The organism is Achromobacter deleyi, assembly GCF_013116765.2.
GTDB classification, from domain to species: domain Bacteria; phylum Pseudomonadota; class Gammaproteobacteria; order Burkholderiales; family Burkholderiaceae_B; genus Achromobacter; species Achromobacter deleyi_A.
This window is the reverse complement of sequence record NZ_CP074375.1, coordinates 1,203,127-1,225,416: the sequence shown is the minus strand read 5'-3', so window position 1 is coordinate 1,225,416 and position 22,290 is coordinate 1,203,127. Positions and strand designations below refer to the sequence as shown.

The following is a 22,290-nucleotide window of genomic DNA, read 5'->3' as shown; positions in this document are numbered from 1 at the left end:
CGCGGCATTCGGGGTACGGCGTCCTGCCGGCGCCCCGGCCGCGCAGTTCAGTCGCGTGCTGCATGCCAGCCTCCTTGGCGGTAAGCGCCTGAGCATGGCGGGCCGCCGGGTGTAGAGGGTTTCAGGGTAGTCCCCGGACCAGGGGCGATGCAACCTGCGCGCCGTGCAGATTCCCAGCACACGAAACATCATAAGTTGCATAAGCGCGCGCATCGCCATATCATGAAACTTATCAAGTATCGTAATTCACCCTGAAAGAGGACTACGCGTATGCACTATGACGTCATCATCGTGGGAGGCAGCTTTGCCGGCCTTTCCGCCGCCATGCAATTGGCCCGGGCCCGCCGGCGCATCCTGCTGGTCGATGCCGGCCAGCCGCGCAACCGCTACGCCGCGCACGCGCACGGATTCCTGGGACAGGACGGCACGCCGCCACATGAGATCGTGGCCCGGGCGCGCGCGCAGTTGGCGCGCTACCCGACCGTGGATTTCCTGGACGGAGAGGCGGTCGAGGCCGCGGCGCATGATGGCGGCTTTGAACTTGCGATGGCCAGCGGGCAGCGCGTGCAGGCCTCGCGCCTGATCCTGGCCATCGGCATGCGGGACGAGCTGCCGCCCCTGCCCGGCCTGCAGGAGCGCTGGGGCCAGACCGTACTGCATTGCCCCTATTGCCATGGCTACGAAGTCGCGGGCCAGCCGCTGGGCGTCATGGCGACCCATCCGCTGTCCGCCCACCAGGCGATGCTGCTGCCGGACTGGGGGCCGACCACGTACTTCACGCAAGGCGAGTTCGAGCCCCAACCCGAGGAGGCCCGGCTGTTCGCGTCCCGCGGCGTGCGGGTGGAGCGCTCGCCGATCGTCCAATTGCTGGGAGCGGCCCCCGTCCTGGCCGGCGTGACGCTGGCGGACGGCCGCCAGTTGCCGATCCACGCGCTCTTCGTGGCCAGCAAGGCGCACATGGCCAGTCCGCTGGCGATTCAGCTGGGCTGCGCGTTCGACAGCGGGCCCATGGGGCCCGTGATACGCGTGGACGAACTCAAGCAGACGACGGTTGCCGGCGTCTACGCCGCGGGCGACGCCGCCACGCCGATGTCCAACGCCACGCTGGCGAGCGCCTCGGGGGTCATGGCCGGCGTCTGCGCGCACCGTTCGCTAGTGCTTGCCTAGGGTCTGCACACAGGTTCCAGCGTGCATAATGACGGCATGACCGGCCCGCCCTCCCTCTGGAGCACGGGCCGGATGTCCCTACGACCATGCCACCAGGAGACGCCGTGCTGGATCCGATACTCGCTGAACTGTCGACGACCCTGCCGGGAGCCAGGTCGGTCGAACAACTGACCCGGCCGCTGCTCGACATGCTGGGGGCCGTCACGGGGCTGGAGTCCACTTATCTCACGTCGATCGACCTGAAGGCCGATCTCCAGCACATCCGCTACGCGCGCAACGTCGGCGAACTGCAGATCCCCGAGGGGCTGTCCGTGCCTTGGGACGACACCCTCTGCAAGCGCGCGCTGGACGAAGGCCGCATGTGCACCAGCGATGTTTCACTATGCTGGCCGGATTCGGACGCTGCCCGCGAACTGGGCATACAGACCTATGTCAGCGCGCCGGTGCGCACCGACGACGGCATCCTGTTCGGCACGCTGTGCGCCGCCAGCGCGACGCGGCACCAGATCGCCCCGCAGGCCGAATCGGTGCTGAAACTGTTCTCCAGCGTGATCGCCAGTTTTCTCCAGCGCGAGATGCTGATGGAGCAGCTGCATGCCGCCAACGTCCAGCTCATGTCGTACGCGCTGACCGATACGCTGACCGGCCTGCCCAACCGGCGCGCGCTCTACGAGGCGCTGGAGCGCCTGCAGGCGCGCGCCATCCGCGAAGGCGGCAGCGTGCTGGTCGGCGTGATCGACCTGGACGGGTTCAAGGGCATCAACGACACCTACGGCCACCAGGGCGGAGACGCATTCCTGCAGGAAGTGTCGCGCCGGATCGCGGCGGCGCTGCGTTCGTCGGACATGCTTGGGCGCCTGGGCGGCGACGAATTCGTGCTGATCGGCCCTGGCCCCGCCCTTGCCAAGGGCGACGCGGCCCCGGGCGCCGAGGCGCAGCGCGGCGAAGCGGAAGAAGCGGCCCGGTCCCTCGAGAACCGCGCTGCGGCCGCCACCGTGGGACGCTATCAGCTGGGCGACACCGTCGTGCCCTATGAAGGCGCCAGCGTCGGCGTGGTGGCGCTGGACCCGCGCGGACTGGATGCCGAGGCCGCCGTCCGCCTGGCCGATGCGCGCATGTACGAAATCAAGCACGCCCGCAAGGCGGCGCGCACCATCCACTAGGAAACGGTCGCGGCCCGTGGCCGCGTCCGGATTACTGCAGCTGCGCCTTGAAGTACACCGCGGCCCGGGCGTTCAAGTCCCGATGAAACGCCGCCCGGTCAAAGCCGGGCTCATCCTTGCAGATGACCGGCTGCGCCTCGGTCTGCTCCGGCGAGCACGGCGTGAGGAACGCGAAGTGTGCGGAGCCCCTGGCCACCAGGTAATCCGGCGCCACGCCCAGGCCCTGGCGCACGGCGTCCACGCTGGCGGGGCTCACCCCGTCGCCACCCTGCTCCGACGCCCATAGCTGAATGGGAATGGCGACGTGTTTCAAGGCTTCGCCCGGAAAGGCATTCAGCGGATCGGCGATTACCGCCGCCTTGATGCGCGCATCCTGCGGATACGGCTGCTTCGGCACCTTCCCGGCCGCGATGTCGCGGCACATCGGCAGTGTCGGCGCGTCCTGGCATGTCGCCAGCCCCGTTTGAAAGTCGGGCACCGCGCCGGCCAGCACCAGGCCCGTATAGCCGCCGCGCGAAAAACCGAAGAAGCCGACCTTGTCCGGATCCAGCTGGGATTTTCCCGGCCACGCGCCCGTCATGTAATCGATCAGCCGGCGCATTTCCCTGGGCCGGGTCGAGAAGATCGACAGATACCCTTGCCGCGAGCGGTCCTGCGCGTTGTCGCCCACATGGTTGATCGCGGCGACGACGAATCCCGCATCGGCCAGCGCCGCGGCGGTGTCGTGGTGGCTCAGGTAAGAGCCGGCCGACCCGTGCGACATGACGATGAGCGGATACCGGCCGCCGGGCATCCTGCAGTCCGGCACGGCGGCGATGACGGCGCGGCCTATCTTGGTTTCGCCTGCCGGCTCGGCGCAGGGATACCACACCGCGCCTTGCAAGGCGGGGCCGTTCTGGTCCATGGGCAGGTTCAGGCGCTGGAAGCCGGCGGCTTGGGACAGGCCGGCCGACAGCGCCAGCGCGAAGGTCAGAGTGAGTCGGAGCTTGAAAGTCAAAGTCATGCGGGGATGCAAAGAAAAGAAAGCAGAACAGTTATTACGGGTACCGGCAATACCGGTATTCGAGCTTGCCTTGTTGCGGTCGCCGGCAGGCACAACAATGCCGGTCCGACTTCACCGACTTCAGGAAACCCCAATCATGCGGATTTCGTTATTGCACACCATTGAAGGCAACCAGGCGGTTTTCGATCAGGCCGCCGCGGATGCCGGCCATGCGCCCGGCCAGTTGCGCCATGCGCTGCGGCCGGATCTCAGGATCGCGGTGGAGCAGGCGAAAGGGCTTGGCGATACGGTCGACGACGGCCTGAAAAGCCGGATCAGGAACGAACTGGTGGCGCTGGCGGCCGATGCGGACGTGGTGATTGTGACATGCGCCACGCTCGGACCGGCCGCCTGTGAAGTCACGGATTTGCCGGTTCCCATCATCCGCGCGGATACCGCATTGGCGGAGACGGCCGCGCGCATGGGCGCGAACATCGTCGTGCTCTGCGCGGCGGAATCCGCCGTCCCGGCAAATCGCAAACTGTTCGAACGCTACGCGCAACCGGCCGGCGCCCGCGTCGAGGTACGCCTGGTGCCCTCAGCCTGGGATCTGTTCAAGAACGGCGAGATGGCGGCGTGCCTGGGCGCGGTGGCCAGCGCCGCGGACGACGCGTACGGGCAAGGCGCGGACGTCGTCGCGTTTGCGCATCCGTGGATGGCGGCGGCGGGCCGAGCCATGCATGGGGCAGGCAGGCCGCTCGATGGCGCCGCCGCCTCATTGGCGCAGGCCTGCGGCATGGCGGCCACTTGATCGGGCTGCGGGCCATGCCTGCCGATAATTCTTCCAGGAAAAACGCCACGTCCGTGTGGCGTTTTCCCTGGTCCTTCCTCTTTACCTCACCTTCCCTTCCTTCCACGCCGACAGCAGCTTCTCATAGGGGATCGTCTCGCCCTTGGGCTTTTCGTTGGCCAGCTTCTTCCACGGCGCATGCTGGTCCGACAGCCACTTGCTGGGGTCGCTCTTGGGATTCAGCTTGGGCGCGCACTGCGCCATGCCTGCCCGTTCAAGCCGCGCCATGACCTGGTCCATTTCATTGGCCAGGTTGTCCATTGCCGCCTGTGGGGTCTTCTCGCCGGTGACGGCCGTCGCCACGTTCTTCCACCACAGCTGCGCGAGCTTCGGATAGTCCGGCACGTTGGTGCCGGTCGGCGTCCACGCCACCCGCGCGGGGCTGCGGTAGAACTCGATCAGGCCGCCGTAGTTCGCCGCGTTCTTGGTGAAGAACTCGCTGTTGATGTCGCTGTCGCGGATGAACGTCAAGCCGGTGATGGACTTCTTGAGCGAGACGGATTTGGACGTGACGAACTGCGCATACAGCCAGGCCGCCGCCATCTTGTCCGGGTTGGTGGACTTGAAGAAGGTCCATGAACCCACGTCCTGATAGCCGTTCTGCATGCCGTCCTTCCAGTACGGGCCATAGGGCGACGGGGCCATGCGCCACTTCGGCGTGCCGTCGTCGTTGACGACCGGCAAGCCCTTCTTGGTCATGTCCGCCGTGAATGCGGTGTACCAGAAGATCTGCTGGGCGATCTGGCCTTGCGCGGGCACGGGGCCGGATTCCGAGAAGGTCATCCCCATGGCCTGTTGCGGGGCGTACTTCTTCATCCAGTCCACGTACTTCGTCAGCGCGTAGACGGCGGCCGGACTGTTGGTGGCGCCGCCGCGCGAGACCGATGCGCCCACCGGCGTGCATTTGTCGTCGGCGACGCGGATGCCCCATTCGTCCACCGGCATGCCGTTGGGCAGCCCCTTGTCGGCGGCGCCGGCCATGGACAGCCACGCGTCGGTGAAGCGCCAGCCCAGCGACGGGTCCTTCTTGCCGTAGTCCATGTGGCCATAGACCCGCTTGCCGTCGATCTCCTTGACGTCATTGGAGAAGAAGGCGGCAATGTCTTCGTAGGCCGACCAGTTGGTGGGCACGCCCAGGTCATAGCCGTACTTGGCCTTGAACTTGTCCTTCAGGTCCTGGCGGGCGAACCAGTCCGCGCGGAACCAGTAGACGTTGGCGAACTGCTGGTCGGGCAGCTGGTAGAGCTTGCCGTCCGGCGCCGTGGTGAACTTGGTGCCGATGAAGTCCTTCAGGTCCAGATCGGGGTTGGTCCATTCCTTGCCCGCGCCGGCCATGTAGTCGGACAGCGGCAGGATGGCGCCGTAACGGTAATGGGTGCCGATCAGGTCGGAGTCGGAGATCCAGCCGTCGTAGATGGACTTGCCGGACTGCATCGACGTCTGCAGCTTTTCGACGACGTCGCCTTCCTGGATCAGGTCGTGGTTGACCTTGATGCCGGTGATTTCAGCGAAGGCCTTGGCCAGCACCTTGGACTCGTATTCATGCGTGGTGATGGTTTCGGACACCACGCTGACCTCGTTGATTCCCTTGGCTTTGAGCTTGGCCGCGGCGTCGATGAACCATTTCATCTCGGCCATCTGCTGGTCCTTGGACAGCGACGAAGGCTGGAACTCCGAATCGACCCACTTCTTCGCCTCCGGCTCGCCGGCCCATGCCCCTGACGTTCCGATCAGGGCGATAGCGGCCGCCATGGCGTGCATGCGCAATTTCATGACCTGTCTCCTCGATAAGTCTTCCCCTTATCGTGCTGCGGACCGCTGGCCGGGGAAGACGCTGGCCGATAGTCCTTCCAAACCGCCTGAAATGCACCAGGGTCTAGCGCCCCTCTTCAGCCTTTTTTCATGATGAATACCAGCAGCAGCATGGACAGCACGAAGCTGATCCATACCGATGGCGGTTGCTCCAGCGAAAACCATTCCACCGCCTTCTGGCCAAACCCCAGAAACGCCAGGTTGAGCCAGGCCGCGGCCATCAGGCCGATGAACAGCCTGTCGCCGCGCGTGGTGGGCAAAGGCAAGAAGCCCTTCCTTTCGTGCGTGGGCGACTTCAGTTCCCATATCGTCATGCCGGCCAGCATCAGGACGATGCAACTGAAAAACACGGCGACCGGCGTGGTCCATACCATCCAGCTGAACATGTCCGGGTCCTCCCAGGGTCAATTCACGCTACACGCGGCCCATCGCGAAGCCCTTCGCGATGTAGTGGCGCACGAACCAGATGACGATGCCGCCAGGCACGATGGTCAGCACGCCCGCTGCCGCCAGCACGCCCCAGTCCATGCCCGAGGCCGACACCGTGCGCGTCATGGTGGCGACGATGGGCTTGGCATTGACGGACGTCAGCGTGCGCGCCAACAGCAGTTCCACCCAGCTGAACATGAAGCAGAAGAAGGCCGCCACCCCCACGCCCGACTTGATCAGCGGCAGGAAGATCGTCAGGAAAAAGCGCGGAAACGAATAGCCGTCGACGTAGGCGGTTTCGTCGATCTCGCGCGGGACGCCGGACATGAAACCCTCCAGGATCCACACGGCCAGCGGCACGTTGAACACCAGGTGCGCCAGCGCCACCGCCAGATGGGTATCCATCAGCCCGAACGAACTGTAGAGCTGGAAGAACGGCAGCAGGAACACGGCGGGAGGCGTCATCCGGTTGGTGAGCAGCCAGAAGAACACGTGCTTGTCGCCGATGAAGCGGTAGCGCGAGAACGCGTAGGCCGCCGGCAGCGCCACCGTCAGCGAGATCACGGTGTTGATGACGACATAGATCAGCGAGTTGATGTAGCCCGAATACCAGGCCGGGTCCGTGAAGATGGTGCGGTAGTGCTCGAAGGTGAAGTCGCGCGGCCACAGCGTCAGCGTGCTGACGATTTCGGTGTTCGTCTTGAACGACATGTTCAGCATCCAGTACAGCGGCAGGATGGCGAACACCAGGTACAGGGTCAGGAAAGCGCCGCGCCACCAGGTGTTGTTCTCACGCATTTGCACGCTCCTCGTCGAAGCCGCCGGTGGTGCCGGCGCGCTGCATCCAGTTGTAGAGGATGAAGCACAACAGCAGGATGATCAGGAAATAGATGATGGAAAACGCGGCGGCCGGGCCCAGGTCGAACTGCCCCACCGCCTTCTGGGTCAGGTACTGGGACAGGAAGGTGGTGGCGTTGCCGGGCCCGCCGCCGGTCAGCACGAAGGGCTCGGTGTAGATCATGAAGCTGTCCATGAAGCGCAGCAGCACCGCAATCATCAGCACACCGCGCATCTTGGGCAGCTGGATGTAGCGGAACACGGCGAAGCGCGACGCGCCGTCGATGCGGGCAGCCTGGTAATACGCGTCGGGAATCGCGCGCAGGCCCGCATAGCAGAGCAGCGCGACCAGCGGAGTCCAGTGCCAGACGTCCATGATCAGCACGGTGACCCAGGCGTCGAAGTCGTTGCCGGTGTAGTTGTAGTCCACGCCCAGCCAGGACAGGGTGGCGCCCAGCAGACCGATGTCGGTGCGCCCGAACACCTGCCAGATCGTGCCCACCACGTTCCACGGGATCAACAGCGACAGCGCGATGATCACCAGCACCGCCGAGGCGCGCCAGCCGCTGGCGGGCATGGACAACGCCAGCAGGATGCCCAGCGGGATCTGGATGACCAGCACCGCCACCGAAAAGCCGATCTGGCGGAACAAGGCGCCGTGCAGTTCTTCGTCCTGCAGGACCGCGGCAAACCATTCCGTGCCGACGAAGACGCGGCGCTCGGGCGAAATGATGTCCTGCACCGAATAGTTGACGATGGTCATCAGCGGCAGGATGGCCGAGAACGCCACGCACAGCACCACGGGCAGGACCAGGAACCAGGCCCGGTGATCTATGGGTTTCATCGGATCAGCTCCTCGTCGCGGTAAAAGCAGGTGTGCGGGTTCAGCACGGACAGCCACACCGTTTCGCCGGCAGCGGCGTGGACGATGTTGCTGCCCAGCCGCGCGCGCACCGGCGTGCCTTCGAAGTCGGCCACCAGCAGCGTGTAGGTGCCCACGTCCTGCACGCGCTCCACGCGCATGGGCACGGCGCCGGGCGTGCCCGGCTCGGTCACCTTGAGGTACTCGGGGCGCACGCCCAGCTTGACCGGGCCGGCCTCGGCCAGCTTGGCCGCCATGGGCTGCGCCACGCCCTCGACCCGGCACTGGCCCAGCATCAGCGCCCCGTCGCGCCACTGCGCGGGCAGGAAGTTCATGCCGGGCGACCCGATGAAATGGCCGACGAAGGTGTGTTCGGGCCGCTGGAACAGGTCGTCCGCGCTGCCCACCTGGACGGCGCGGCCTCGCGCCATGACCATGACCTGGTCGGCAAAGGTCAGCGCCTCGGTCTGGTCGTGCGTCACGTAGATCAGCGTGAGCTTGAATTCGTGATGGATTTCCTTGAGCTTGCGCCGCAGTTCCCACTTGAGCTGCGGATCGATCACCGTGAGCGGCTCGTCGAACAGGATGGCCGACACGTCGCTGCGCACGAGCCCCCGGCCCAGCGAGATCTTCTGCTTGGCATCCGCCGTCAAGCCGCTGGCGCGGCGGTCCAGCACGCTGGACATTTCCAGCATCTCGGCAATGCGGCCCACGCGGTCGCGGATGCGGTCGGGCGGAATGCCCCGGTTGCGCAGCGGAAAGGCCAGGTTCTGGGCGACGGTCATGGTGTCGTACACCACCGGAAACTGGAAGACCTGGGCGATGTTGCGCGCCTGCGGGCTCTTGCCGGTGACGTCCTGGCCGTCGAACAGGATGCGCCCGTGCGAGGGGCGCAAGAGGCCGGACACGCAGTTCAGCAGCGTGGTCTTGCCGCAGCCGGACGGCCCCAGCAAGGCATAGGCTCCGCCGTCGCGGAAGGTGAATTTCAGCGGCAGCAGCGCATAGTCCTCATCGGTCTTCGGGTCCGGCACGTAGGAATGGGACAGGTCCAGCTCGATCTGCGCCATCAGGCCACCTCCCCCGCGCCCGCCGGCTGCCGGGGCGCGGCCAGCAGCGCGCCATCGGCGCCGAAGGCGTAGGTCTGCGCGGGATCGAAATACAGCTGCACTCGCTGGTCCAGCGTATAGCGGTGTACGCCGGGCAATTGCGCCACCACGTCGCCCGCGGCCGTTTCCGCGTGCACGAAGGTGTCGGACCCGGAAATCTCGGCCAGCTTGACCAGTCCCGGCAGCGGGATGTGGCCGGGACGGGGCTCCACGTCCAGCGCCCCCGCCCGCAGGCCGGCGGTGATGTCCGCGTCCGCGCCCGGCGGCAGCGCGCGCTCCACCAACACGTCGCCTTGCAGGACGAAGCCGGCTTCCTGGCGCCGGGCGGCGAACAGGTTCATGGGCGGATCGCTGAACGCGCGCGCCACGCGGATGGAATTGGGGCGGTGAAAGACCTCCGCGGTGGGGCCGTACTGCAGCAGCTCGCCGGCATCCAGCACCGCGGTGTGGCCTCCCAGCAACAGCGCCTCGCCCGGTTCGGTCGTGGCGTAGACCACCGTGGACCGCCCTTCGGCGAACAATTCGGACAGTTCGTCGCGCAGTTCCTCGCGCAATTTGTAGTCCAGGTTGACCAGCGGTTCGTCCAGCAGGATCAGCGGCGCGTCCTTGGCCAGGGCCCGGGCCAGCGCCACCCGCTGCTGCTGTCCGCCGGACAGTTCCGACGGATAGCGCGCCAGCAGGTGGTCTATGTGCAGCCGCGCCGCCATGGCCTGGACTTTCTCGCGCGTGTCGGACGCGCCGCGCAGCTTCAGCGGCGAGGCGATGTTGTCGTAGACCGACATGGAGGGGTAGTTGATGAACTGCTGATACACCATCGCCACGTTGCGCTGGCGTACGGGCACGCCGGTTACGTCGACGCCGTCGGCCAGCACGCGGCCTTCGGTGGGCCGGTCCAGTCCGGCCATGATGCGCATCAGCGAGGTCTTGCCGGCCAGGGTCGCCCCCAGCAGCACCGTCATGGCGCCCGGAACCGGGGCCAGGCTCATGGGATACAGGTGCGTTTGCGAGCCGGCTCGCAAACCGATCCTGTCCAGGGTCAGCTGCATCTAGTCTCCTCTACCTACTTATACGTCCCTGTTTTTTTCTACGGACTTCGGTATTCGGTACAGCGTCGCGACCTGCGTTCAAGCGAGCAATACGATGAGCATACTCTTTCAGATGGCTTTCGTTTTTTGTGCGTTTTACTCAAGAAGCGAACAAAAAACAATCTTGCAGTGCGTCATTATTTTTCGCTTTTGTTGTTTTATCATGCGAACATGACACTGAATCCACGACAGAGCGCGTTGATCGAAACGGTGCGGGCCCAGGGCTCGGCCTCGATCGAAGAACTCGCCAAACGTTTTGACGTCACGCTGCAGACCGTGCGGCGGGACGTCAACATCCTTTCGGAAGCCGGCCTGCTGTCGCGCTTTCATGGTGGCGTGCGCATCGAAGCGTCCACCATCGAGAACATTGCGTACCGCAAGCGCCAGGGGCTGCACGCCGCGGGCAAGCAGCGCATCGCCGAAGCCGTGGCGCGCGCCGTGCCCGACGGCTGTTCGCTGATCCTGAACATCGGCACCACCACCGAGGCCATCGCGCGCGCGCTGCTGCGCCACCGCGGGCTGCGCGTCATCACGAACAACCTGCACGTGGCCGACATCCTGTCGGACAACCCCGACTGCGAAGTCATCGTGGCCGGCGGCGTGGTTCGCTCGCGCGACCGCGGCATTGTCGGCGAGGCCACCATGGACTTCATCCGCCAGTTCAAGGTGGATATCGGCCTGATCGGGATTTCCGGCATCGAGGCCGACGGCACCCTGCGCGATTACGACTTCCGCGAAGTGCGCGTGGCCCGGACCATCATCGAACAATCCCGCGAGGTCTGGCTGGCGGCCGACAGCAGCAAGTTCAAGCGCCAGGCCATGGTGGAACTGGCGCATATCTCGCAGATAGACCGCTTCTTCACCGACGCACATCCGCAGGAACCGCTGGCCCAGGTGCTGCTGGACTCCGGCGTGCGCTGCGACGTCGCGGCCGCGCCCAACACCCTCAAACCCACTTCCTGACCGAAGCGCCGGACCGGCCACGAGCCCGCTTCCGGCATGCCGTCACGAACACCGCAATCTACCTCGCGGCGCCGCCGCCACCAACGATATGAACCAACCGCTAGCCTCCGTCACCCCGCCCGACCGCAACCGCCTGCTGAACACGCTGGACAACACCCACTCGTGGGACGTCATCGTCATCGGCGGCGGCGCGACGGGCCTGGGCACCGCCGTCGACGCCGCCTCGCGCGGCTACCGGACGCTGCTGGTCGAAGGCGCGGACTTCGCCAAGGGCACGTCCAGCAAGGCCACCAAACTCGTCCACGGCGGCGTGCGCTATCTGGCGCAAGGCAACGTGAGCCTGGTGCGCGAGGCCCTGCATGAACGCGGCCTGCTCAATCGCAACGCGCCGCACCTGGTGTGGCCGCTGGGCTTCGTGGTACCGGCCTACAACCTGTTCGACCAGCCCTTCTACGGCATCGGCCTGAAGATGTACGACATGCTGGCGGGCAAGCTGAACCTGGCGCCCAGCCGTTGGCTGTCGCGCCGCGAAACGCTGGCCAATGCGCCCACCTTGTCCGAAAACGTGAACGGCCGCGGCCTCAAGGGCGGCGTGCTGTACTACGACGGCCAGTTCGACGACGCGCGCCTGGCCGTCAGCCTGATGCGCACGCTATTCGACCTGGGCGGCACCGCGGTGAACTACGTGCGCGCCACCGGCCTGACCTCCACCAGCGGCAAGGTGGACGGCGTGACCGTACAGGACGTGATCGGCGGGGCCAGCTTCACCTTGCGGGCGCGCTGCGTCGTCAATGCCACCGGCGTCTGGGTCGATGCCGTGCGGCGCATGGAAGACAAGAACGCGCAGACGATGGTGGCCCCGAGCCAGGGCGTGCACCTGACCCTGCCGCAGGACTTCCTGCCCGGCAAGCGCGCCATCCTCATTCCCAAGACCGACGACGGCCGCGTGCTGTTCGTGGTGCCATGGAACGGCCACACCATCGTGGGCACGACCGACACGCCGCGCGACGACCTGCCGCTGGATCCCGAAGCGGGCGCGCAGGACGTGGACTTCATCCTGGGCACGGCGGCGCGCTATCTCAGCCGCAAACCCACGCGCGACGACGTCACCAGCGTCTGGGCGGGCTTGCGTCCGCTGGTCAAGGCCACCGGCGAAGCCTCCACCAAGCAGCTGTCGCGCGAGCACACGATCCTGGTCTCCAAGGCCGGCCTGGTGACGGTGACGGGCGGCAAATGGACCACCTATCGCCGCATGGCGCAGGACGTGGTGGACACCGCGATCCAGCACCAGCTGCTGACGCAAGCGACCTGCCGCACCGAATCGCTGCCGCTGCACGGCGCGGCGGGACTGGCGCCTGCGCAGGAACATGCCGGCACGCCGGACAGCTATTACGGCAGCGACCTGGCCGCATTGAAGGCCCTGCCCGGCGCGGACCGCATGCTGGTCAAGGCCAGCGGCCTGTCGGAAGCGCATGTGCGTTTCGCGGCGCGTTTCGAGCTGGCGCGCAGCGCCGAGGACGTGTTGGCGCGCCGCAACCGCGCCCTGTTCCTGGACAGCGAAGCCGCCATGCTGGCCGCGCCCGAAGTGGCGCGCATTCTGGCGGAAGAATTGGGCCACGATGCCGCCTGGCAGCAGCGCACGCTGCAGGACCTGGCCGTCGTCGCCGCGAACTACCGCCTGAAATAGCGCCCTGCTACGGCACGCGCAGCGGGCTTGCCTGGATCATGTTTTCGAACACTCGCAGCAGATCGGGATCGCACTTGGATCCCGCTTCCAGGTGCAGGATATGCATGATCTGCGCGTGCGTGCGCGCCGGATGATAGGGCCGCGCATCGCCCAGGGCATCGTAGGAATCCGCCAGGGAAATGATGCGCGAATGCAGCGGGATGTCGTGCCCGGACAGGCCGGCCGGATACCCGGAACCGTCGAAGTGTTCATGGTGATGGCGCACCGCCAGCGCGATCAGCTCGCGTTGCGGCATCGCGGATTGCATGATGATGTCGGCCCCGACCGCGGCGTGCGTCTTCATGATTTCCCAATCGTCCTTGTCCAGGCGCTTGGGCGAATGCAGCACGCGGTCGGGCGTGCCGATCTTGCCCACGTCGTGCAGTCTTGCGGCAACGGCGACGGCGTCCTGCTCGACTTCAGGCAAGCCACAGGCGCGGGCCAATGCCACGCTCAGGGCGACGACTCTGTTGCAATGCCGGCCTGTGGCCGGGTCACGCGCCTGCATGGCGGCGAACAGCGCCGCCTCGCAGGAACCTTCGGGAACTTCGGGTACGTCGGGAGGCATCGGAAAAAGCGCGCGCCGGGACTGTGCCACGGCGTGCTTGTGTCAGAAAGTAGCGATTCTGACACAATGTGCCGCCACATCAGCCAAACAGATGAACCGTCCGGGGACGGCGCAGAACCTGGCTTTGCGTCCGCCCGGTCAGGCCCTGCCGCGATTTCCAGCCATTTTCAGTTCTTGAGCCGCTCCAGCAGGGCTTGAGCCACCTTCACGGACGAGGCCGGATTCTGGCCGGTGATCAAAAGTCCGTCGCTGACCACATGTGGCTGCCAGTCCGGACCGCTGCTGTAGAGACCACCCAGTTTCTTGAGTTCGTCCTCGACCAGGAACGGCACCACGTCGGTCAACTGCACGGCAGCTTCTTCCGCGTTGGAAAACCCCGTGACCTGCCTGCCCTGCACCAACGGCTTGCCATCGGCGGTCTTGGTGTGGCGCAGTACGCCGGGCGCGTGGCACACGGCCGAAACCGGCTTGCCCGCCGCCAGCATGGTCTCGATCAAGGCAATGGACTTGTCGTCTTCCGCCAGATCCCATAGCGGCCCGTGGCCGCCCGGGTAGAACACCGCGTCATAGTCGGCGGGCTGCACCTCGGCCAGCCGGCGGGTGGACGCCAGCAGGCGCTGCGCCTGCTCGTCCTGCCGGAAGCGGCGCGTATCGTCGGTTTGCGCGTCGGGGTCGTCGCTCTTGGGATCCAGCGGCGGCTGGCCGCCGTGGGGCGACGCCAGCGTTACCTTGGCGCCGGCGTCGACGAAGGCGTAGTAAGGCGCCGCGAACTCCTCCAGCCAGAAGCCCGTCTTGCGGCCGGTATTGCCCAGGGTGTCATGGGAAGTCAGCACGATCAGGATGTTCATGTTGCGCTCCGTTCATCAGGGCCGACCCGCACGATGCGTTTGCCGGCGTTTTCGCCCTTGAGCAGCCCGATCAGCCCGCGCGGGGCATTCTCCAGGCCGTCCACCACGTCCTCGCGGTACTTGATCCGGCCTTCCTTGATCAGGCCTTCCATCGCTTCGCGGAATTCGCCATAGCGGTGTGCGTACTCATTGAAAATGATGAAACCCTGCATCTTGAGCCGCTTGGTCAGGATGGTGCGCATCAGCAGCGCCAGGCGGTCCGGCCCCTCGGGCTGGCTGGTGGCGTTGTAGGCCGAGATCAGTCCGCAGACCGGCACGCGGGCGCGCGGGTTCAGCAGGGGCAGCACGGCGTCGAAGACCGCGCCGCCCACGTTCTCGAAGTACACGTCGATGCCTTGCGGCACGGCGCGGGCCAGGCGTCCGGGCAGGTCCGGCGCCTTGTGGTCCAGGCATTCGTCAAAGCCCAGTTCGTCGACCACGTAGCGGCACTTGTCCGGGCCGCCCGCGATGCCCACGACCTTGCAGCCGTGGATCTTGGCGATCTGGCCGACCACCGCGCCCACCGCGCCGCTGGCCGCGGCCACCACCACGGTTTCGCCGGCCTTGGGCTGGCCGATGTCCAGCAGGCCCATGTAGCCGGTGAAGCCGGGCATGCCCAGCACGCCCAGCGAATAGGACGGATGCTGGGGATTGGCCCCCAGACGCACCAGGCCCGTGCCATCGGATACGGCGTAGTCCTGCCAGCCGGACTGCGCCAGCACCCATTCGCCGGGCTGGTACTGCGGATGATTGGAGGCCTCGACCCGCGTAACGGTGCCGCCCACCATGGGCTGGCCAACCTGGACGGGTTCGGCATAGGACGGGGCGTCGCTCATGCGGCCGCGCATATAGGGATCCAGGGACAGATAGACCGTGCGCAGCAGCACCTGGCCTGGGCCGGGCTGCGGCACTTCGCCCGTTTCCAGGCGGAAATCGCTGTCGGCGGGCTCGCCGTGCGGGCGCGCGGCAAGCACGATACGGCGGTTGATCAAAGACGATTGCGGCATAACGTCCAGCCTCCTTCGGGAAGCCGCCCGGGCCTTGCGGGCAATACCCGGGTGGCGTTGTGGGAACCGACCCATTACACCATTGATGCCCCCGCCCCCCAGGTTGTAACCCTGATGGTCGCCCCCCTTTTAATTAATTAATTCCTTAATTAGAATCTTGCGCATGTGCCCAGTCCCGCCTCCCTCCCCTCGACGCCCCGGACGCCCGCCGCGCCCGGACAATGCCGCCGCGCGCGCCAAGCTGCTGGACCTGGCGACCGGCCTGTTCGCCGCGCAAGGCGTGGCCGCCACCACCATCGCCAACATCGCGCAGCGCGCGGGCGTGACGCCCGCCATGCTGCATTACTACTTCAAGAGCCGCGACCAGCTGATCGACGCGGTCGTGCTGGAACGGATCGTGCCGGTCATCGGCTTTGTCTGGGAACCGGTGCCGCTGCCAACCGCGCCGGACCGGGAATCCCATCCGGACCCGGCCGCCGCCGCGCGCGGCTTCATCACGGAAATCGTGACCCGCCTGGTGCAGAGCGCAACCGAACGGCCCTGGCTGCCTTCGCTGTGGATGCACGAAGTGGTCAATGAAGGCGGCCAGCTGCGCGAACGCGTGCTCCGCCATCTGCCTGCGGACAGGCTGCAGGCGTTTGCGGGCCTGATCGCCGAATGCCAGCGCCGCGGCGCCATCACGCCGGGCGTGGAACCGCGCCTGGTGTTTCTTTCCATCCTGGGCATGACCCTGCTGCCGCTGGCCACCTCCAACTTGTGGCGCCGCATCTGGCAGGGCGATCCTGTCGCGCAGGCCATCAACCACGAGGCGATCGCGGCCCACGCCATCGCCATGCTGACGGGCGGCCTGTTCACGCCGCCCCAAGCCCCACCCTCAGGACGCTGACCATGCGCACCCTACGCCCCGTGCCCGCCGCCGCCCCGGTCCTGGCCCTGCTGTTGCTGGCCGGCTGCGGCAACAACGAGCAGGCCTTCTACCAGGGATATGTGGAAGGCGAGTACGTCTACATCGCCTCGTCCGAGGCAGGCCGCCTGGACGCGCTGACGGTGCGCCGCGGCCAGCAGGTCGGCGCCGACACGCCCTTGTACGCGCTGGAAGCCACGCGCGAAGCGGCCGCGCGCGACCAGGCCAGCGCGGAACTGGCGGCGGCCAGCGCGCAGCTGGAAGACATCGCCACCGGCAAGCGCCCGCCCGAAGTCGACGTCAGCCTCGCCCAGCTGGCGCAGGCGGAAGCCGCCAGCCGCCGTTCCGCCGCGCAGTTGCAGCGCGACAGCGCGCAGTTCCGCATCGGCGGCATCGCGCGTTCGCAGCTGGACGACAGCCGCGAACAGGCGCAATCGGACGCCGCGCGGGTGCGCGAATTGAAGGCGCAGCTGGAAGTGACCCGGCTTCCCGGCCGCGACGAGCAGCGGCGCGCCCAGGCCGCCCAGGTGGAGGCGGCCCGCGCCGCGCTGACGCAGGCGGAATGGACGCTGGCCCAGAAGCGCCTGGCCGCGCCCGCCGCCGGGCAGGTGTTCGACACGATGTACCGCGTGGGCGAATGGGTGCCGGCGGGCAGTCCGGTCGTGAGCCTGCTGCCGCCCGGCAACATCAAGGTGCGCTTCTTCGTGCCGGAAACCGTGGTGGGATCGCTGAAGGTCGGGCAGCAGGCCACGCTGCGCTGCGACGGCTGCGGAGATCCCATTCCCGTACGCATCGACTACGTGTCGGACCAGGCCGAGTACACGCCGCCGGTCATCTACAGCCGCGAAAGCCGCAGCAAGCTGGTCTACATGGTGGAGGCCCGGCCCGCGCCCGAGGCCGCGGCCCGGCTGCATCCGGGCCAGCCGGTGGAGGCCACGCTGCAATGAACGCGCACGCAGAAGGCGGCAACGTCATCGACGTCCGCGCCCTGAACAAGCACTTTGGAGACAAGCACGTCGTCAACGACGTGTCGCTGCAGGTGCGCGAAGGCGAGATCTTCGGCTTCCTGGGCCCCAACGGCAGCGGCAAGACCACCTGCATCCGCCTGATGTGCGGCCTGCTTACGCCCGATTCCGGCAGCGGCACCTGCCTGGGCTACGACATCGTCCGCGACAGCGCACAGATCAAGCGGCACGTGGGCTACATGACGCAGAAGTTCTCCTACTGGGACGACCTGACCATCCGCGAGAACCTGGACTTCGTGGCCCGCATGTATGGCATGCCGCAGCGCAAGGAAACCGTGGACCGTGCGCTGGAGGACCTGGGACTGCAAAGCCGGGCCGGCCAGCTGACGGGCTCGCTGTCGGGCGGCTGGAAGCAGCGGCTGGCGCTGGCCGCCTGCCTGCTGCACCAGCCGCGGCTGCTGCTGCTGGACGAGCCCACCGCCGGCGTGGATCCCACCGCGCGGCGCGACTTCTGGGAGCAGCTGCACGAGCTGGCCGCGCGCGGCATTTCGGTCCTGGTCAGCACGCACTACATGGACGAGGCCGAACGCTGCCACAAGCTGGCCTATATCTCCTACGGCAAGCTGCTGACGCAGGGCACGGCCGACCAGGTGATCGCCGAGCAGCACCTGACCACCTGGGCCATCCACGGCCACAACCTGGTGCCGCTGGGCCAGCGCCTGCGCGGCGCGCCAGGCGTGGACCAGACGGTGGCGTTCGGTTCCGCGCTGCACATCAGCGGCCAGGACGCGGCGCTGCTGGAGCACACGCTCAGAAGCGCCATCGAGGGCCAGGACCTGCGCCTGGAACGCATCGACACCAGCCTCGAGGACGTCTTCATCTACCTGATGAACCGGTCCACGGATAACTTCGCGAGCCGGCCATGATCCAGCGCCTGCAAGGCTTTTCCTGGTCGCGCTGGTGGAGCATGGTGCTAAAGGAGTTCCTGCAGCTGCGGCGCGACCGCATCACCTTCGGCATGATCGTGGGCCTGCCCATCATGCAGCTGGCGTTGTTCGGCTACGCCATCAACACCGACCCCAGGCAGATGCCCACCGCCGTGATCGCGGCCGACCACAGCCCGTTCACGCGCAGCTTCATCGCGGCGATGAAGTCCTCGGACTACTTCCACATCACCGAGGAACTGGACAACGAGGAAGCCGGACGCGCCGCGCTGGCCCAAGGCCGGGTGCTGTTCGTGGTGACGATACCCCCGGACTTCACGCGCCGCCTGCTGCGCGGCGAACGCCCGGCGCTGCTGATCGAGGCCGACGCCACCGATCCCATGGCGACCGGCATGGCCATCGGCGCGGCCACCCAGCTGACGCAGGCCGTGGCGCAAAAAGACCTGACCGGCCCCCTGGCGGCCCTGGCTGGCGGCCAGCCGCCATTCGACGTGCGTGTGCACCAGCTCTACAACGAAGAGCAGATCTCGCAATACAACACAGTGCCGGGGCTGATGGGGGTGATCCTCACGATGACACTGGTGATGATGACCGGCCTGGCCATGACCCGCGAGCGCGAACGCGGCACGATGGAAAACCTGCTGGCGATGCCGGTGCGGCCGATCGAGGTGATGACGGGCAAGATCGTGCCTTACATCGCGATCGGCCTGATCCAGGCAACCATCATCCTGCTGGCCGCGCACTTCGTGTTCCATGTGCCGATCATGGGCAGCCTGCTGTCCGTGTACCTGGCGGCGCTGCTGTTCGTGGCGGCGAACCTGACGGTGGGCATCACGCTGTCGTCGCTGGCGCAGAACCAGCTGCAAGCCATGCAGCTGACCATGTTCTATTTCCTGCCCAACATGCTGCTGTCGGGGTTCATGTTCCCGTTCCAGGGGATGCCGATGTGGGCGCAGTACCTGGGCAACCTGCTGCCGCTGACCCATTTCAACCGCCTGATCCGCGGCATCCTGCTCAAGGGCAACGGCTGGTGGGACCTGTGGCCCAGCATCTGGCCGCTGCTGCTGTTCACCGTGGTCGTCATGACCGCCGCCGTGAAGTTCTACCGCCGCACCCTGGATTGACCCGCCATGCACCGCCCAGCCCGCCTGTCCGCCCCCCGCCCCCTGGCCTCGATCGCGCTGTGCGCGCTGCTGTCGGGCTGCGCGGTCGGCCCTGATTTCACATCCCCGGCGGCGCCGGACGTGTCCGCCTACACGGCGCAGGCGGACCCGGGTCCGTCCGATGGCGCGCAGCGGTTCCTGCCGGACAGGGACATCCCGGCGGAGTGGTGGCGGCTGTTCCGTTCCGACGCCCTGGACCGCCTGGTCCGGCAGGCGCTGGACGCCAGCCCCACGCTGGAACAGGCGCGCGCCCGGCTGCGCCAGGCCCAGGAGGACCTGAATGCCGAAACCGGCGGGCGCCAGCTGCCATCGGTGGACGGCAATCTCTCCGTCGCCAGGCAAAAGGTGGACCCCGCCGCCTTCGGGGTGCCGCTGGCCGAGCAGCCCCCGCCCTTCACCCTCTACAACGCCTCCATCGACGTGTCCTACACGCTGGACGTGTTTGGCGGCAATCAGCGGGCGCTGGAGGGGCTGGCCGCGCAGGTGGACTACCAGTCGCACGAATTGCAGGCCGCCCGCATGTCGCTGGCGGCCAACGTCGTCACGGCCGCCATTCGCCAGGCCGACCTGAGCGAGCGCCTGGCCGCCACGCACGAACTGCTGGCGGCGCAGACCCGCCAGCAGGACATCATGCGGCAGCGGCTGGACGCGGGCGGCATCGCGCTGGCCGATCTGCGCAACCAGGAGTTGCTGGTCGCGCAGACCCGCGCCACCGTGCCGCCGCTGGACTATCAGCTGGCGCAGGTGACGCATCAGCTTGCCACCTACCTGGGGGTACCGCCCGCCGCCCTGCAAACGGCGCCGCTGCGGCTGGCCGACCTGACCCTGCCTGCCGACGTGCCCACGGGCGTGCCGTCGGCGCTGACGCGCCAGCGACCCGACATCCTTGCCGCCGAGGCCCTGTGGCACAAGGCGTCGGCCGACGTGGGCGTGGCCACGGCCAACCTGTATCCGCAGTTCACGCTGACCGCCAGTTTCGGATCGCAGCGCACCGGCGCGGGCCAGCTGGCCGACGGCGTGAACGTCTGGAACCTGGGGCTGGGCCTGGTGCAGCCGCTGTTTCATGGCGGCGAGCTGCGGGCGCGCAAGCGCTCGGCCGAGGCCGCCTATGACGCCGCCGCCGCGGCCTACCGGCAAACGGTCCTGGACGGCTTCCGGCAAGTGGCCGACGCCCTGCGCGCCGTGCAGACGGACGGCGACGCGTTTGCCGCCTACGACGAGGCCTGGCGCCGCGCCGACGACGCCGGCCGGATCGCGGCCGGCCGCTACCAGGCCGGCGGCATCAGCCATCTGAGCCTGCTGGACAGCCAGCGGCAGGTTTTGCAGACGCGCATCTCGCGCACGGCGGCGGACGCCGCGCGCTACACCGACACGGCGGCGCTGTTACAAGCGCTGGGCGGCGGCTGGTGGAACGAAGCCGCCGCGGCGCCCCCCTGAATCCGCGCAAAGGCAATCTGCGCGGTCATGTCCGAGAATTCGGGTACAAAAGTGTCGCTGTGCGAGGTTTGGGAAATCGTTGTATCCGATGCATCATGCAAGCGCTCAAGCTGCACTGATGTCCACAACGATTCATGAATGACTTACTAGACCTGATCGTCTTCGCTCCCGACGCCGTCCAACGCGTACGCCGCAGCGAGGAACTGGCCGAAATGGGGTTTTCGCCGCGCCGCTGCGAAGATTCCAACGGGCTGTTCCGCCTGTTCCAGGCCCGCCGCACCCCGTTGCTCGTGATGCAAGCCGAATTTTCCGATCTTTGCATGGCCGTCGCAGGTCTGCGCGCCATGGATACCACCGCCGGCATCGTTGCCGTATCCGCCTTCGATTCCCAGGAAAACCGCATCCTTGGCCTGCACTGCGGCGCCGACGCCTGCTTTTCCCCGGAGGTCGCCACCGCCGAGATCGCGGCGGCGCTGCAGGCGCTGGTGCGCCGCGTGCCCGCCGCCGGCCGCCGCGCGGCCGACGCCGAACCGCGCGCGCCGGCCCCCGCCCTCCCCGCCGAACCCACCGGGAAATGGCAATTCCTCGACGCGGCCTGGACGCTCGTCAGCCCGCAGGGCACGCGCCTGTCGCTGACCCAGGCCGAACGGGAGTTCCTGCTCAAGCTGACGGCCTCCCCCGACAAGCGGATGCCCCGCAGCGACCCGCCTGGCGTCGACCCGCAGGCGGGCCGCGAATCCATGCGCCGCACCGATGTCGTCGTCAGCCGGTTGCGGCGCAAGGCGCAGGACGTGCAGATGGACCTGCCGATCCGCACCGTCTGGGGCTGGGGCTACGCCTTCACCGGAGAGATCTGACGACCGCGCACGGGCGTATCATGCGGCGTACGGGGCCGAATCCCGGCGCCCCCCTCCTGCACCCGCCGCTGCCCCATGGAAGTCTTTGAACGCCTGCAAGCCCTTCTTGCCCGCAACCAGGTCCGCTACCGCCTGCTTGAACACCCCGCGGCCGGCCGTTCCGTCGAGGTCGCGGCCATACGCGGCACCGAGGTCAGCCAGGGCGCCAAGGCGCTGGTCTGCCGCGTGAAGATCTCGTCGAACCTGCGCAAGAATGTGCTGGCCGTGTTTCCGGCCGACCAGCAGGCCGACCTGGACGCGATCGCGCGCGCGGCGGGCGGCAAGAAGGCCTCGCTGGCGTCCCAGGACCTGGCGCGCGAACTTACCGGCTGCGAGATCGGCGCGATCCCGCCTTTCAGCTTCAATCCCGATCTGTTGTTGCTGGTGGATCCCAGCCTGCGCACCCGCCACGATGAAATCGTGTTCAACGCCGGCCGCCTGGACGCGTCCATCCTGCTGAATACGGAAGACTACTTCCGCCTGGCCGCGCCCGAAGAGGCGCCGCTGATCAAGGCCTGAACGCCGACGCCCCATGAG

The 22,290-nt window shown here is 67.2% G+C and carries 22 protein-coding genes; 12 read left to right on the top strand and 10 right to left on the bottom strand.

Annotated features, from left to right (window positions below; genetic code table 11):
- Positions 1-270 precede the first annotated feature (270 nt).
- Positions 271-1,167 carry an NAD(P)/FAD-dependent oxidoreductase gene (locus HLG70_RS05630; RefSeq protein ID WP_171663547.1) on the top strand — a complete coding sequence of 299 codons (897 nt, stop codon included), beginning with the start codon at positions 271-273 and terminating at the stop codon, positions 1,165-1,167.
- Positions 1,168-1,274: 107 nt separating this feature from the next.
- Complete coding sequence (locus tag HLG70_RS05625) at positions 1,275-2,330, top strand: GGDEF domain-containing protein (RefSeq protein ID WP_234103484.1); 1,056 nt, start codon at positions 1,275-1,277, stop codon at positions 2,328-2,330.
- Positions 2,331-2,361: 31 nt separating this feature from the next.
- Here HLG70_RS05625 and HLG70_RS05620 read toward each other — a convergent pair whose 3' ends face one another.
- Positions 2,362-3,333 (bottom strand): alpha/beta hydrolase family protein, encoded by a 972-nt coding sequence (locus HLG70_RS05620; RefSeq protein ID WP_171663549.1) that lies wholly within the window; start codon positions 3,331-3,333, stop codon positions 2,362-2,364.
- Positions 3,334-3,484: 151 nt separating this feature from the next.
- Here HLG70_RS05620 and HLG70_RS05615 point away from each other — a divergent pair, with 151 nt between their 5' ends.
- Entirely contained in the window at positions 3,485-4,123 is a 639-nt protein-coding gene (locus HLG70_RS05615) for an arylsulfatase (protein WP_234103410.1), read from the top strand.
- Between the two features lie 81 nt (positions 4,124-4,204).
- Here HLG70_RS05615 and HLG70_RS05610 read toward each other — a convergent pair whose 3' ends face one another.
- The 6 genes from HLG70_RS05610 to HLG70_RS05585 all read right to left on the bottom strand — a co-directional run bounded on the left by HLG70_RS05610 (position 4,205) and on the right by HLG70_RS05585 (position 10,254).
- Positions 4,205-5,935: an ABC transporter substrate-binding protein gene (locus HLG70_RS05610; RefSeq protein ID WP_171663550.1), complete on the bottom strand. Its 1,731-nt coding sequence runs from the start codon at positions 5,933-5,935 to the stop codon at positions 4,205-4,207.
- 116 nt (positions 5,936-6,051) lie between these two features.
- Positions 6,052-6,360 carry a DUF2160 domain-containing protein gene (locus tag HLG70_RS05605; protein WP_171663551.1) on the bottom strand — a complete coding sequence of 103 codons (309 nt, stop codon included), beginning with the start codon at positions 6,358-6,360 and terminating at the stop codon, positions 6,052-6,054.
- A gap of 28 nt (positions 6,361-6,388) precedes the next feature.
- Complete coding sequence (locus HLG70_RS05600) at positions 6,389-7,201, bottom strand: carbohydrate ABC transporter permease (protein WP_171663552.1); 813 nt, start codon at positions 7,199-7,201, stop codon at positions 6,389-6,391.
- Positions 7,194-8,084 carry a carbohydrate ABC transporter permease gene (locus HLG70_RS05595; RefSeq protein ID WP_171663553.1) on the bottom strand — a complete coding sequence of 297 codons (891 nt, stop codon included), beginning with the start codon at positions 8,082-8,084 and terminating at the stop codon, positions 7,194-7,196. Before HLG70_RS05595 ends, HLG70_RS05600 begins: the two co-directional genes overlap by 8 nt.
- Positions 8,081-9,169: an ABC transporter ATP-binding protein gene (locus HLG70_RS05590; RefSeq protein ID WP_171663554.1), complete on the bottom strand. Its 1,089-nt coding sequence runs from the start codon at positions 9,167-9,169 to the stop codon at positions 8,081-8,083. The genes HLG70_RS05595 and HLG70_RS05590 overlap by 4 nt, the downstream gene beginning before the upstream one ends.
- Entirely contained in the window at positions 9,169-10,254 is a 1,086-nt protein-coding gene (locus HLG70_RS05585; RefSeq protein ID WP_171663555.1) for an ABC transporter ATP-binding protein, read from the bottom strand. Before HLG70_RS05585 ends, HLG70_RS05590 begins: the two co-directional genes overlap by 1 nt.
- Positions 10,255-10,464: 210 nt before the next feature.
- On the opposite strand from HLG70_RS05585, the gene HLG70_RS05580 reads away from it, so the two are divergent.
- Positions 10,465-11,256 carry a DeoR/GlpR family DNA-binding transcription regulator gene (locus HLG70_RS05580; RefSeq protein ID WP_213697161.1) on the top strand — a complete coding sequence of 264 codons (792 nt, stop codon included), beginning with the start codon at positions 10,465-10,467 and terminating at the stop codon, positions 11,254-11,256.
- A gap of 88 nt (positions 11,257-11,344) precedes the next feature.
- The gene (locus tag HLG70_RS05575; RefSeq protein ID WP_171663557.1) at positions 11,345-12,943 is read left to right on the top strand and encodes a glycerol-3-phosphate dehydrogenase/oxidase; all 1,599 of its coding nucleotides are present in this window, start codon (positions 11,345-11,347) and stop codon (positions 12,941-12,943) included.
- Between the two features lie 7 nt (positions 12,944-12,950).
- Here HLG70_RS05575 and HLG70_RS05570 read toward each other — a convergent pair whose 3' ends face one another.
- The 3 genes from HLG70_RS05570 to HLG70_RS05560 all read right to left on the bottom strand — a co-directional run bounded on the left by HLG70_RS05570 (position 12,951) and on the right by HLG70_RS05560 (position 15,444).
- Positions 12,951-13,550, bottom strand: coding sequence for an HD-GYP domain-containing protein (locus HLG70_RS05570; protein ID WP_171663558.1), 600 nt, complete (start codon positions 13,548-13,550; stop codon positions 12,951-12,953).
- Between the two features lie 167 nt (positions 13,551-13,717).
- Entirely contained in the window at positions 13,718-14,398 is a 681-nt protein-coding gene (locus HLG70_RS05565; protein WP_171663559.1) for a type 1 glutamine amidotransferase domain-containing protein, read from the bottom strand.
- A complete protein-coding gene (locus HLG70_RS05560; RefSeq protein WP_171663560.1) occupies positions 14,395-15,444 on the bottom strand; it encodes an NADP-dependent oxidoreductase in 1,050 nt (349 codons plus the stop codon). Before HLG70_RS05560 ends, HLG70_RS05565 begins: the two co-directional genes overlap by 4 nt.
- Positions 15,445-15,607: 163 nt before the next feature.
- Between HLG70_RS05560 and HLG70_RS05555 the strand changes: the two genes are divergently transcribed.
- The 7 genes from HLG70_RS05555 (at position 15,608) to HLG70_RS05525 (ending at position 22,272) form a co-directional block, all read left to right on the top strand.
- Positions 15,608-16,330: a TetR/AcrR family transcriptional regulator gene (locus HLG70_RS05555; RefSeq protein WP_171663561.1), complete on the top strand. Its 723-nt coding sequence runs from the start codon at positions 15,608-15,610 to the stop codon at positions 16,328-16,330.
- Positions 16,331-16,332: 2 nt separating this feature from the next.
- On the top strand, positions 16,333-17,295 hold the full coding sequence (locus HLG70_RS05550; protein ID WP_171663562.1) for an HlyD family secretion protein: 963 nt from the start codon (positions 16,333-16,335) through the stop codon (positions 17,293-17,295).
- Positions 17,292-18,239, top strand: a complete 948-nt coding sequence (locus HLG70_RS05545; protein WP_171663563.1) for an ABC transporter ATP-binding protein — start codon at positions 17,292-17,294, stop codon at positions 18,237-18,239. The genes HLG70_RS05550 and HLG70_RS05545 overlap by 4 nt, the downstream gene beginning before the upstream one ends.
- Positions 18,236-19,381, top strand: a complete 1,146-nt coding sequence (locus tag HLG70_RS05540) for an ABC transporter permease (protein ID WP_171663564.1) — start codon at positions 18,236-18,238, stop codon at positions 19,379-19,381. Before HLG70_RS05545 ends, HLG70_RS05540 begins: the two co-directional genes overlap by 4 nt.
- Positions 19,382-19,387: 6 nt before the next feature.
- A complete protein-coding gene (locus tag HLG70_RS05535) occupies positions 19,388-20,857 on the top strand; it encodes an efflux transporter outer membrane subunit (RefSeq protein WP_171663565.1) in 1,470 nt (489 codons plus the stop codon).
- 134 nt (positions 20,858-20,991) lie between these two features.
- The gene (locus HLG70_RS05530) at positions 20,992-21,714 is read left to right on the top strand and encodes a response regulator transcription factor (protein WP_171663566.1); all 723 of its coding nucleotides are present in this window, start codon (positions 20,992-20,994) and stop codon (positions 21,712-21,714) included.
- Between the two features lie 75 nt (positions 21,715-21,789).
- On the top strand, positions 21,790-22,272 hold the full coding sequence (locus tag HLG70_RS05525; RefSeq protein ID WP_171663567.1) for a YbaK/prolyl-tRNA synthetase associated domain-containing protein: 483 nt from the start codon (positions 21,790-21,792) through the stop codon (positions 22,270-22,272).
- Positions 22,273-22,290 lie beyond the last annotated feature (18 nt).